This window comes from Leifsonia sp. L25 (genome assembly GCF_050632895.1).
This window is the reverse complement of record NZ_JBODRZ010000003.1, coordinates 1,030,373-1,042,230: the sequence shown is the minus strand read 5'-3', so window position 1 is coordinate 1,042,230 and position 11,858 is coordinate 1,030,373. Positions and strand designations below refer to the sequence as shown.

Genomic DNA, 11,858 nt, shown 5'->3' with positions numbered 1-11,858 from the left:
TCGTTGCGGGACGCCGGGCGGCCAATCTATGTCCTACCACTGCGGAAGCGTCGAAGCCATACCCGGCATCCCTGGAGCGGTCGAGAGCTTACAACGACCCTCAATCCACACCCCCAACAACGTAAGGAAGGGTCTGTCAACACAGGGGAGCAATCGGGATGCGGGTATTCGTAATCGATACGAGCAACATGAGTCCGGAACTGCAGGGCGGACTGATCGGGGTGGTCGGATCCCTCAGCCCGATCACGGAAGAGAAGAAGGAATGCGTGGACATGGTGAGTCGCTACGCAGTGGACGGGTGGCCGGTCGCGGCTGACCCGCACACGCCGATCGGCCGGCTCGCCGCGGTGACCGCGGAGGCGGCGTGTGTTCCGTTCGTGTCGCTTAGCCGGTTGCCGCGGTTGCGGCAAACGGTTATGGCGCACATGTTGTCCTCATCGCAGGGTGGCGCGCTCAATTGAGATTGCGTGGTTCCGCCCCTTTGGCGGGCAGCAAACTCGGCATCACCGATCAGCGTGCGCTCGACATCACTGACGATGAGCGGGCAGAGGTGGCGAGCCAGAGGCTCTTCCGCCCCGTCGCTTTTGTCGGTGTTCCGTTAGAACGGAGGGGGAGGCCTCACCCGAACTGGGGAGTGCTTATTAGGTGATTGTTCCTCCTTGCCTTGGCTATCGTGAAGGGGTTCGGACAACTGGGGTGGGGTTGTGTTGCTGGGTTTGAGCAAGGCGACTGCGCGCGCGTTGACGGCGTCGTCGGTTGGTAGCGGCGGGTGTTATGGTTCTAGCGGGTTGTCAGACGACGGGTATTTCAGGGCCGTCGACAGATCCACTGGATGCGCTCAAACCGATGCCTAGCAAGTCACGGTGGTGTGGGCGCCCGCGGCGGCCAGCGCCTCGGATACAGCGAATCCGTTGCCCGCTTGGCGCTGTTCGCGACGGCGAGGCGCCCTTCGAGGTCGGAGGAGTCCGTCGCTTACCGCCTGCTCCGGGCGACATCGACAAGGATCTTCATGGTCTTGTCGCTCGCGAGCGTTTCGACGGCGTCGGTGACGTGGTCCCGGTCCCATGACTCGGGGCAACAGATGGAGAGTGGCTCACTCCGCCTAGTGAGCCTCGAAATCGGGCGCTGTGTGGTCAAGACAGGCGGCGTTCATCCACGAGTGGAGAGCTGCCGTGAGGGGTTCGCGGTCCCGTGCAGGCAGGAAGCTCAGCAGTACCTCGTCGGCGCGCATGACCGCGCGAAAAACGACGTCGAGCTTCTCTTGGCCGCTGTCGGTGAGCTGGATACTCACGCCTCGGCGGTCGTCGGGGTTCTGGTGCCGCGTAACATACCCGGCAGTCTCTAACCGGTCGAGTCGTTGCGTGATCGCTCCGGCGGTGACTTCGCATTGCCTAGCCAACTCACCAGCACTAAGCCGATAAGGCGGCCCGGAGCGGCGCAGTGCGCCGAGGACGCTTAGGCGTCCCTGGTTGATGCCGAGCCTGCGCAATGTGGTGTCCCGCATCGCGTTCAGCTGCGCCGCGAGGTGAATGAGCGGGATCAGCACCGCGATCGAGGATGCGTCCACGTCGGGTATTTCGCGATTCCATGCCGCGATGATCTCAGCCACGGTGCCGGGGGTGCGCGCACTCACGATGATTAGTTTAGGCGGAAACTAATCCGGTGACCAACCTCAAATCCGCACTCGTGATCACCGGCACGGCTGAGGAGTCGGACGCGCGGCCGCGTGGGCGCTCGCCAGACCGGACCTGACGCTGGTCCTGGCGGGCGGCGGCCGGCGGCGGGCGGCGTTAGAGACCGCTGCCGACCTTCCGGCAAACACACCGACCCTCATCGCGGGGCCGACGTGTCCACCACTGCGGGAGCCGAAGCGCCCCATCTCAGGCAGCTTCAGCATCCGCAGAATTGCCCCGCTTGCAGGCGATCTCCAAGGCGACTCCTCGGCGTTGCTGAGAGCCGGATCGTCGACTACCGCGCCAACGTGCTCACTGCCGTCCTCACGGTGGCGGCTCTCCGGCCACTCCTGCCGGACCACGCTTGTATCGTCGCGGCCAGCTCGATCGGCGCTACGACCAGCGGCCCTTCACCGGAACGGGCGAATTCGAGGAATGGCCGTGTAGCGCCCCACGCAGGTCGTGCTCGGCGTTAGCGCCGCCGCGCATCTGCGGTACTGGTGCCGCGAACTCGAGCAGAGACAGTCATTGAAGTCCTGCTGGCGGAGATCGTCGAGGTGAAACTTGACGACTACGGCGCAGTGGCTCCTCGCATCCGCTAGTAGCCTTCAGACGCGTGTCACAGGCTCGATGCACGCACCATGAGACGGCTCGGGTAGTGAGGAAGATCAGGCAGCCCAATGGAGTAGGCGCTGTTCAGCAACTGCGTGGCTGCCACTTCGCCGTAATGGCCGTGGTCGCGGTCGAGGGCGGTAAGAGGATGCGCGGAATACTGGCAGAGGAGCGAATCGTCCCAACTCACAACGGCCACCGATGTGCCGGGATGCTCGGAGACTTCGGCCACGGCCCCGATCGCCAGAAGGTCGCTTGAGGCCACAACAGCCGAGAACTGCGCCGATCCGAATGCATCTCGGGCGGCCTTCCGCCCCCTTCGATTGAATAGTCGTTGTTGGTTGCAACGACCCGGATCCCCCGGCTCGAGCTCAGGCGAACCAGTTGGTCAGCCCGGTCGCGTTCGTGTGCGAGATTGCCCGGCCCACCGATGAAGAGCGCGTTCGTGTGCCCGCGCGAGGCGAGGTGCTCGACGATGGTCTGTGTTTCTTCCACGACGAGCTCAGTGGGGGAGAGCGTGCTTGACTCTCCGTAGACCGCGAAGGGAAGTTGACCTTGCATGAGGAGTCGCGGACGAGGGTCGTGGAGGCGGGGGTCGAACAGGATCACCCCGTCGACGCGTCCCTCGGTGATCCATGACTCGTACACGGCCAGCTCATCGTCCGCCGCCTCGATGGTGCGGAGGAGCAGGTTCTTCCCGTTGGGGCTGAGCACCCGCTCGATCCCCGCGATGGCGTTCATGTAGAACGGCTCCGAGCGCAGCAGCTGCTCCGCCTGAACCAACGCGATGCCGACGTTGTCGCTGCGCGCCAGGGACAACGCCCGTGCGGCGGCGTTCGGCCGCCAGCCCCGTTCCAGCGCGTAAGCCTTCACCCGCGCTGCTGTGTCGACGCTGACCTGTGGGAGTCCGCGCAGCGCGTTCGAGACCGCCGACTTGGAAAGCCCGAGTTCGCGAGCGATGTCGGCGATCGTGGGTTTCTCCACCATTGCTCACCCTTCCACTCCTACTTCGCCTAGCGAGCGATCCCACGAATTTGCGGCGACAATCTTGACCCGCTCTGGGGGAGCCACTAGATTCTACAGAACCGGTATACAGAACCGGTTCTGTACAAAGGAATCCGACGATGAGCCTTCACGCGATCCATCCGGGGCAGGCTCGAGCGCATTCGCATGAGGCGCCCGATCCCGCGAGTGCCGGATGCTGGGTCTCTTTGCGGCAGGGTATGTTGCGTTTCGCTCTCCAGAGCGCTCTCGATGCCGTTGGAGTCGGCGCCGGCGACCAGGTCATCATGCCGACGTACGCGCGGCGTGAGCTCGCTCACGCGATCGCCGCCGCCGGCTTCGTTGTCGAATTGGCCGATGTGGATGAGAGCCTCACGCTCGATGCGGCGGATCTCGAGCGGCGGATCCGGCCGCAGACGCGCGTGGTGGTGGTGCACCATGCCGCCGGTGCCCCGGCGGACATGAGTCGCCTCATCCGCGTGGCACGCGCACGTGGGATTGTCCTCATCGAGGACGTGTCGGAAGCGTTGGGAGTCACATTCGGCGGACGGGACGCGGGCTCTTTCGGTGACATCGCCGTTCGTGCCCGGGGGTCGAACGTCGAAGTTGCCTCGCGTCTGCCGGGAACTTCGGAGACGCTGGCGGCTCTCGGCCAGTGGCAGACCCCTACCTCTCCTTCCGCTCGTGAGTGCGTGGAGGCAGCGACGCGTCGCGCCACCCGCGATGCCGTGCTGAGTCAGCTCGGAGCGGACGCCGGGCGGAAGGTGACCTGGAGACCCTTATGGGATCCGGAGGGAGACTGCGGGGTCTACCTCGTCGCCCTCTTCGACGACGCGTCGGCCAGTCGGTTGGCTGCCGAACGGCTGACCGCGGAGGGCGTACCCGCGTCGTTGGTCTTCTCGCCGGAGCACGGGAAGGAGCATGTCGCATATTTCTGGGGTTCCGGCGAGCAGAGCCCCTGGTCGTGCACCCGCATGACGATGGATCCGGGGGAGTTCGCCCGCTCCTGGGCAGTGCTCTCCAGGGCGGTCCGCATAGACGTCGCATCGGCACTCACTTGTCAGGATGCGGGCAACCTCGCCAGTCGCGTCCGCACTGCGTTGGGGAGCCTTCCGTGATCGGCAGACCCCTCGAATGCGGCATGCCGCGCTGCAGTGCGCGATGCACGTCGAGGAGCAAAGTGGTTCACTTATGTCGTGAGACCTTCGAAAGACTTCGTCCAGGTAGCGATGCCGGGGTTCAATCGCGCCGGCGACATCTTCCAGTATCTGCGAGACGGAGTGCCGCGGACTCGCATCGAGCTCGCCGAGTTGACCGGCTTCGCCCGATCGACCATCTTTTCGCGTATCCAGACGCTCGCGGACGCGGGTCTCGTCATGAACGTCGGTGACGCCCGGTCCAGCGGTGGCCGCCCGGCTACGCGTTTCGCGTTCAACCCCAGCGGTCGCGTGCTCTTGGGGATCGAGGTCGGGGCGGAACGGACGACCGTCGCTCTGACCGACCTGATCGGTCAGATTATCGCGCGCGTCGCGTTCGATCACCCCCCGACGGCCGGCCCCACCGAGGTGTTCGACCGTGCACGAGACAAAGCGGAGGACCTGCTCGAATCGACCGGTGACCGCAGCAAAGACCTGATTGGCGTCGGGATCGGGTTGCCGGGTCCCGTTGAGCGCTCCGCAGGGCGGCCGGTCCGACTGCCTACCCTGCCGGGGTGGGACGGGTTCGACGTCGCCGGTTACGTCTCGCGCGCCTTCCCGGTTCCTGTGCTGGTGGACAACGACATCAACCTCATGGCCTTGGGCGAGCAACGGACCTTCTGGCCGGATACCAAGAATCTGTTGTTCATCAGGGTTGCGAGCGGCGTCGGCATGGGGATCATCAGCAGTGGGGCGCTGCAGCGCGGTGCCGACGGATCGGCTGGCGACCTGGGACACGTCGCGGTGGGCAGAGGCTCCGATATGCTGTGCGACTGCGGCAATTACGGATGCTTGGAAGCCTTGGCCGGCGCGCCCGCCGTCGCGCGTTCGCTGACCGGGAGCGCTGAGGCCGACGTGGCAAACCTGATCGTGCTGGGTCAACGAGGGGACGTGCGCGCCTCCACAGCGCTCAGGCAGGCCGGCCGGGACATCGGTTCGGTGCTCGCCGGGTGCGTCAATATGCTCAACCCCTCTGTCGTGGTGGTCAGCGGCCCCATCGTTGAGGCAGGGGACTCGGTGCTCGCCGGCATCCGAGAGGTCGTGTACAAGCGCTCCCTTCCGCTCGCGACCGCGCGATTGACGATCGCGAAGTCGCAGGCGATGCACGACGTCGGCGTAATCGGCGCAGCTTCGATGGTCGCTGAACATGTACTTTCGCCGCTTGCGATCGAGAACATGCTCGCCGCGGCCCGATTGGACGACGGAGCACCGGTGGCAGTCAGCGCGTAGCCGCTCCGGGCTTTGCCTGCGCCCACCGCGGGAAGAGTTGTGCTCTCTCTGATCGAGCGCTCGACTTGCGCTTGTGTCGTTGCAGTCTGATTTCCCTGTTGGCCGGGGTATTCGTTGCCATCGACATCTCCGGATTTCGATAAACAGGTAACTTACGATGATCAGGTTACAACTTTCGATTGTTGAAAAGCGTAAGTCTTGCTAGCGTGAGTCGAGCGCCGGTCCCGATCGGTGCGAGAACACCCTCCCACCGGATCCGCTCGAAGGAGAGCAATGCGACGTCTGCTTCAGAGAGTCGGTTTCTACCTGCTGACGGCGTGGGCTGCCTTCACGCTGAACTTCCTGATCCCGCGGATGATGCCGGGAAGCCCGGTGCAGGCTCTGCTGGCCAAGTTCAAGGGGCGCCTGTCGCCGGCCTCCCAGCACGCCATCGCGGCGATGTTCGGACTAGGCAAGCAGGACCTCGTCTCGGCCTACTTCTCGTATTGGGGGGAGATCTTCCACGGGAATCTTGGCGTCTCGTTCAGCTATTTCCCGTCCTCGGTGGCGAGCGTGATCAATGACAGCGCCTACTGGACGCTCGGCCTCGTGGGCATCTCGACGATCGTGAGCTTCGTGCTCGGCACGTACCTGGGTATCGTGATCGGCTGGAGGCGGGCCTCGTGGCTCGACAGCCTTCTCCCCGGAACGACGTTCTTCACAGCCGTCCCGTACTTCTGGCTGGGCCTCATCACGCTCTTCATCTTCGGACAGGCGCTGGGCTGGTTCCCGTTGTCCGGCGCCTACTCGTCGGACGTCGATGCGGGTTTCAACGGCCCCTTCATCGCGAGCGTGATATCGCATGGGTTCCTGCCGGCGGCCACGCTGATCATTTCCTCGCTTGCGGGCTGGATGCTCGGCGTGCGCAACATGATGGTCACGACACTCGATGAGGAATACGTCTTGATGGCCGAGGCCAAAGGACTCTCGCCGCGCCGGATCATGCTGGTCTACGCAGCGAGGAACGCTATTCTGCCGTCGATCGCGAGCTTCGCCCTCTCGCTCGGATTCATTATGGGTGGTGCGATCCTGACGGAGGTCGTCTTCTCCTACCCGGGTCTCGGCTACGTGCTCTACCAGGCGGTGACGAACGAGGATTACCCGCTGATGCAGGGAATCTTCCTGATCATCACCCTCTCGGTGCTGCTGGCCAACCTGCTCGCGGATGTCCTTTACGTCATCCTCGACCCCCGCACCAGACAACGAGGAGCGACAGCATGATTCCCGTCGAGCTTGCAGAAACGGATTCGCCCATCACCGGCATCACGCCTCCGATGCGCGCCCGGGGCCTGCGCCTGGGCTGGCCGAAAGAGCTGCGGTCTGCCAAGTTCCTGACGGGAAGCGGTATGGTCACCTTCTTCGTCGTCATGGCCGTCGTTGGTCCGCTGGTGTATCGCGTCGATCCGTCCGCGCTCAGCAGTGATGTCGTCTCACCGCCGTCCGCGGAGCATCTGCTCGGGACGACCCAGAGCGGCCAGGACGTGCTCGCCCAACTGATCGATGGCGCAGGCGAGTCGCTTCTCGTCGGTTTCGTGGCGGGCATCCTTGCGACAGTCCTCTCGGTGCTCATCGGGCTCCTGGGCGGCTACCTCGGCGGCGTCACCGATGAGTCGCTCTCGGCCTTGTCGAACATCTTCCTGGTGCTGCCCGCTCTTCCGCTGGTGATCGTCCTGGCCGCGTATCTTCCCAGCAAGGGCTGGATCAGCGTGGCCCTCGTCATCAGTGTCACCGGCTGGGCCTGGGGCGCCCGGGTGATCCGCGTGCAGACGATGTCGATCCGGCAGCGGGACTACGTCGCCGCCGCTCGTGCGAGCGGAGAGAGCACCCTGCGGATCGTCCTGCGCGAGATCCTCCCGAACCAGCTCGCCCTGATCTCCTCCACCTTCCTCTTCACCGTGATCGCAGCCGTGCTGACTCAGGCGGGACTGTCCTTCCTCGGACTCTCGGACGTGTCGACGTGGTCGTGGGGAACGATGCTGTTCTGGGCTGAGAACCAGAGCGCGCTTCAGATGGGAGCGTGGTGGTGGTTCATCCCGCCGGGCATGTGCATCGCCCTCCTCGGCACCGGGCTCGCGCTCATGAACTTCGGCATCGACGAGTACGTGAATCCTCGACTTCGAGTCGCTCAGGAGATCCGGAAGCAAAAGCAGGCCATCGGCCGGAAGCCCTCTGCTGCCGCCCGTTCCGTCGGCCGTTCGGACAGGAGGGTCCAGGAATGAGCACCGCAGAAAGCACCACGACAGGCTCCGAGGACGGTCGGGCTCGACCCGCGCACGGGAGGCCGCTGATCCACGTGCGGGACCTCTCGGTCCAATACGGCATCGGCGAGAACAGCGTGCGGGCGGTCCGGGAGGTGGATCTCGAGATCCCCCGGGGCGAGATCATCGGCATCGCGGGCGAGTCGGGCTCCGGAAAGTCGACTCTCGCGTTCGCCATAGCCCGTCTGCTGCGGGCGCCTGCGGAGATAACCGGGGGCTCCGTCATCTATGAAAGCGTCGACGGCGGACGCGACGACCTGGTCCTGCTCACACCCAAGGAGCTTCAGCCGTACCGGTGGGAGCGGATCTCCATGGTATTCCAATCCGCGTTGAACGCCCTGAATCCTGTGCTGACGATCGGCGCACAGCTCGATGACGTCCTGAAGGCCCACCGTAAAGGGATGGACAAGCGTCGGCGGCGCGAGCGCGTGGCCGAACTGCTCGGACTGGTCGGCATCGCCGCCGCCCGCGCGAAGGCGTATCCGCACGAACTCTCCGGAGGGATGCGGCAGCGTGCGATGATCGCGATGGCTCTCGCCCTCGACCCCGAAGTCATCATCATGGACGAACCGACGACGGCACTCGACGTCGTGACGCAGCGAGCCATCCTGCGCGAGATCATGAGTCTCCAGAAGCAGAAGAACTTCAGTATCGTCTTCATCACCCACGATCTTTCCCTGCTGCTCGAGATCGCGGATCGCGTCGCGGTCATGTATGCCGGACGCATCGTCGAGCTCGGCACGACCCGTGAGCTGCTCGACTTCGCGGCCCACCCCTACACGACCGGACTGTTGCGCTCGTTCCCGATGCTGTCAGGACCGAGGCAGGTCCTCGAAGGCATTCCCGGGACGCCGCCGGATCTCCGGCGCAGCACCTCGGGATGTGCGTTCGCGGATCGGTGTGCGTGGGCGATCGAGCACTGCGTGTCGCAGGACCCGCAGCTCGAGGCAGTGCACGGAGCTCCGTCCGGGCAGAGCGACCATCGGGCGGCGTGCTTCCGCGCGGAGGACGTGCTCAACGCCAGCGCTCAGCGCGGATTGGCAGGTACCCGATGAATGGCGCTGAGGCGACCACCCGCTTCGCACCGGACGCGTCCCCGGCGGCGGACGACGGCATCGTGCTGGAGGCCGTCCGGCTCTCCAAGACCTTCCCTGTCGGCGGCAAGGGTCGCCGCGGCGGGCGCAAGCGCGCGCGGCTGCATGCTCTCAGCGACGTGTCGCTCACGCTGAGGTCCGGCGAGATCACGGCCCTGATCGGAGAGTCCGGGTCGGGGAAGTCGACGCTCGCCCGCGTTCTCGCGCGCCTGGAGCAGCAGAGCGAGGGAGTCGTGAGGCTGCGGGGGAAAGAGGTGGACACCCGGGGCCGCTCCCGGTTCCTGCGGTACGTCCGTGACGTGCAGATGGTCTTCCAGGACCCGTTCTCGTCACTCAACCCGATGAAGAGCGTCGAAGACCATGTCGCCCGGCCCCTGCGCATCCACGGTCGCGCCTCATCCGGAGCCGAGGCGCAGCAGATGGTGCAGGATCTGCTTCGCGAAGTGCAGCTGACGCCCACGAAGCAGGTGGCCGCGAAGTTCCCCCACGAACTCTCGGGCGGTCAGCGTCAGCGCGTGGCCATCGCCCGCGCCCTCGCAGTCCAGCCGACCGTGCTGCTGGCGGACGAGCCCGTCTCCATGCTCGACGTCTCGATGCGGCTGGGGGTGCTCAATCTGCTGCGGCAGATCGTCGTGGAACGCTCAGTTGCGTTGTTGTATATCACTCACGACATCGCGTCGGCCCGGTATTTCGCGAAGCGCGGCGTGGTCATGTACGCCGGCCACGTCGTCGAGGAGGGACCGTGCGAGGAGATCACTCAGTCTCCGGCCCACCCCTATACGCAGCTCCTCATCTCCAGCGCTCCCCAGGTCGGCGCTGACGGTGCACGCGCGGAGGTGCGCGGGGGTGGAGAGCCGCCGAAGGTGATCGACCCGGGACCGGGCTGCCGCTTCGCATCCCGATGCCCCTTCGTGATGGAGCGGTGTCGCACCGAGACACCGCCAATGTTCCCGATAGCGACGGGTCGAACGTCGCGTTGCTGGCTGCACGAAGAATCGGCGGTCGCCTCCGCGACGCCGGACCCCCACCACGAAACCCGACCGTCGACGTCGACGGCGACCCAAAGAGAGGATCAGGCATGAACACCCCCAGACGGAGGACGATCAAGCGGGCGCTGCTCGCGGCGGTCGCACTCGGCAGCGCCTTCGCGTTGGCCGGCTGCGGCGGCTCAAACGGCGGCGGCGGTTCCGCCAAAGCCCTGGTGGTGCAGGTGAACAATGCCGGCCCGCAGCCCCGCAACTTCAACCCTCTGCTGGCGAGCAGCCCTGTGCAGGCGGTGAACCAGAACTGGGCGATGATCTACGAGCCGCTGATCCAGTACAACGTGGTGAAGCCGGGACAGACCTATCCGTGGCTGGCGAGCTCGTGGAAGTGGACGGATGGCGGCAAGACTCTCACGCTCGCCCTGCGTAAGGACGTCAAGTGGTCGGACGGCCAGGCGTTCACCAGCGCCGACGTCGCCTTCACCCTCAACCTGATCAAGAAGTTCTCCGCTCTGAACCTCAACGGCATTGCGTTCACCAGTGTCTCGACGCCGGACAAGTACACGGCGGTCGTCACCTTTGACGCTCCCGCCTTCACGCAGCTCTACTTCGTCGGCGGTCAGCTGCCGATCGTCCCCGAGCACATCTGGGGCAAGATCTCCGACCCGACGACCTTCGACGACCCGAACCCCGTCGGCACGGGCCCGTATGTCCTCGACAGGTACACGCCCCAGGAGGTCGACCTCAAGAAGAACCCGCTCTTCCGGAGCCCCGTTCCGGTCAGCGAGCTCAAATTCCCGATCATCAGCTCCACCTCCACCTCGACCTCCGAGCTGCTGAGCGGCCAGATCCAGTGGACGACCGGTGGCGAGCCGGACTTCAAGCGACTCTACGTCGACAAGAGCAAGTACAACCACTACTGGTACCCCGAAGTCCAGCCGATCAGCCTCATCGCCAACCTCACCAAAGCGCCGCTCGACAACGTGGCGGTCCGCAAAGCGATCAGCTACGCCCTCGACCGAAAGGCGATCGACACCTCGGGCGAGTTCGGCTACGAGGCGCCCATCACGTCGGCGACCGGCCTGGTGAGCACCCAGCTGAGCTACCTCGACCCGAAGTACAAGAACGACACCCTGACGTTCGATCTGGCGAAGTCCAAGGCGCTGCTGTCGGGGGCGGGATTCAACTGGAACGGGTCCGGTCAACTCATCGGTCCGGATGGGAAAGCCGTGCAGCTGAGCATCGAAGACCCGTCGGGATTCGAGGACTACATCTCCGACTGCCAGATCATCGCCAAACAGCTGCAGAAGATCGGCATTGCGGTGACGGTGAAGGGTGTGTCCACGAACAGCTGGAACGCCGATCTCGCGTCGGGCAACTTCGATCTGAGCGTCGATTGGTCGGCGATCGGCCCGTCGCCGTATTACGCCTACAACTACCTGCTCAATTCCGATCAGACCGCACCGATCGGTTCCAACGCGGCCTCCAACTTCGAACGGTGGAAGGACCCTGCGACGCAGAAGTTCCTCACGGCGTACGCCGACTCGGGAAGCGAGAAGGAGCAGCAAGACGCCCTGTCCGGACTGGAGGGGATCATGGTCGAGCAGATGCCCGTCATCCCGCTCGTCGGAGGCGCCGACTGGGGCACCTACACCGACAAGACGTTCACCGGCTGGCCGACGCCGCAGAACCCCTACGCGGACGACAGCCCTGCCGGCCCGAACGGCGAGTACGTCGTGCTGCACCTCTCGCCCCGGAAGGGCAGCTGACG

At 65.0% G+C, this 11,858-nt stretch carries 11 protein-coding genes; 8 read left to right on the top strand and 3 right to left on the bottom strand.

What is annotated here, in order from left to right:
- The first annotated feature begins 158 nt into the window (after nt 1-158).
- Entirely contained in the window at nt 159-461 is a 303-nt protein-coding gene (locus ACRAWC_RS08895) for a hypothetical protein (protein WP_431347399.1), read from the top strand.
- 641 nt (nt 462-1,102) lie between these two features.
- Here ACRAWC_RS08895 and ACRAWC_RS08890 read toward each other — a convergent pair.
- The 3 genes from ACRAWC_RS08890 to ACRAWC_RS08880 all read right to left on the bottom strand — a co-directional run bounded on the left by ACRAWC_RS08890 (nt 1,103) and on the right by ACRAWC_RS08880 (nt 3,272).
- Nucleotides 1,103-1,609: a MarR family winged helix-turn-helix transcriptional regulator gene (locus ACRAWC_RS08890; RefSeq protein ID WP_431347398.1), complete on the bottom strand. Its 507-nt coding sequence runs from the start codon at nt 1,607-1,609 to the stop codon at nt 1,103-1,105.
- Nucleotides 1,610-2,292: 683 nt separating this feature from the next.
- Nucleotides 2,293-2,517, bottom strand: coding sequence for a hypothetical protein (locus ACRAWC_RS08885; RefSeq protein ID WP_431347397.1), 225 nt, complete (start codon nt 2,515-2,517; stop codon nt 2,293-2,295).
- Nucleotides 2,472-3,272: a LacI family DNA-binding transcriptional regulator gene (locus ACRAWC_RS08880; RefSeq protein ID WP_431347396.1), complete on the bottom strand. Its 801-nt coding sequence runs from the start codon at nt 3,270-3,272 to the stop codon at nt 2,472-2,474. Before ACRAWC_RS08880 ends, ACRAWC_RS08885 begins: the two co-directional genes overlap by 46 nt.
- 137 nt (nt 3,273-3,409) lie before the next feature.
- Here ACRAWC_RS08880 and ACRAWC_RS08875 point away from each other — a divergent pair, with 137 nt between their 5' ends.
- From ACRAWC_RS08875 to ACRAWC_RS08845, 7 genes are all read left to right on the top strand, one after another.
- The gene (locus ACRAWC_RS08875) at nt 3,410-4,405 is read left to right on the top strand and encodes a DegT/DnrJ/EryC1/StrS family aminotransferase (protein WP_431347395.1); all 996 of its coding nucleotides are present in this window, start codon (nt 3,410-3,412) and stop codon (nt 4,403-4,405) included.
- A 78-nt stretch (nt 4,406-4,483) separates the two neighbouring features.
- Complete coding sequence (locus tag ACRAWC_RS08870; RefSeq protein ID WP_431347394.1) at nt 4,484-5,713, top strand: ROK family protein; 1,230 nt, start codon at nt 4,484-4,486, stop codon at nt 5,711-5,713.
- Nucleotides 5,714-5,986: 273 nt separating this feature from the next.
- Nucleotides 5,987-6,973, top strand: a complete 987-nt coding sequence (locus tag ACRAWC_RS08865) for an ABC transporter permease (RefSeq protein WP_431347393.1) — start codon at nt 5,987-5,989, stop codon at nt 6,971-6,973.
- Nucleotides 6,970-7,971 (top strand): ABC transporter permease, encoded by a 1,002-nt coding sequence (locus ACRAWC_RS08860; RefSeq protein WP_431347392.1) that lies wholly within the window; start codon nt 6,970-6,972, stop codon nt 7,969-7,971. Before ACRAWC_RS08865 ends, ACRAWC_RS08860 begins: the two co-directional genes overlap by 4 nt.
- A gap of 134 nt (nt 7,972-8,105) precedes the next feature.
- Nucleotides 8,106-9,065 (top strand): ABC transporter ATP-binding protein, encoded by a 960-nt coding sequence (locus ACRAWC_RS08855; protein WP_431347391.1) that lies wholly within the window; start codon nt 8,106-8,108, stop codon nt 9,063-9,065.
- A complete protein-coding gene (locus ACRAWC_RS08850; protein ID WP_431347390.1) occupies nt 9,062-10,186 on the top strand; it encodes an ABC transporter ATP-binding protein in 1,125 nt (374 codons plus the stop codon). The genes ACRAWC_RS08855 and ACRAWC_RS08850 overlap by 4 nt, the downstream gene beginning before the upstream one ends.
- Entirely contained in the window at nt 10,183-11,856 is a 1,674-nt protein-coding gene (locus tag ACRAWC_RS08845; protein ID WP_431347389.1) for an ABC transporter substrate-binding protein, read from the top strand. The genes ACRAWC_RS08850 and ACRAWC_RS08845 overlap by 4 nt, the downstream gene beginning before the upstream one ends.
- Nucleotides 11,857-11,858 lie beyond the last annotated feature (2 nt).

Coding starts and splice junctions, on each gene's coding strand:
- ACRAWC_RS08895 (WP_431347399.1), top strand. CDS start 159: ATGCGGGTATTCGTAATCGATACGAGCAACATGAGTCCGGAACTGCAG.
- ACRAWC_RS08880 (WP_431347396.1), bottom strand. CDS start 3,272: ATGGTGGAGAAACCCACGATCGCCGACATCGCTCGCGAACTCGGGCTT.
- ACRAWC_RS08875 (WP_431347395.1), top strand. CDS start 3,410: ATGAGCCTTCACGCGATCCATCCGGGGCAGGCTCGAGCGCATTCGCAT.
- ACRAWC_RS08865 (WP_431347393.1), top strand. CDS start 5,987: ATGCGACGTCTGCTTCAGAGAGTCGGTTTCTACCTGCTGACGGCGTGG.
- ACRAWC_RS08860 (WP_431347392.1), top strand. CDS start 6,970: ATGATTCCCGTCGAGCTTGCAGAAACGGATTCGCCCATCACCGGCATC.
- ACRAWC_RS08850 (WP_431347390.1), top strand. CDS start 9,062: ATGAATGGCGCTGAGGCGACCACCCGCTTCGCACCGGACGCGTCCCCG.
- ACRAWC_RS08845 (WP_431347389.1), top strand. CDS start 10,183: ATGAACACCCCCAGACGGAGGACGATCAAGCGGGCGCTGCTCGCGGCG.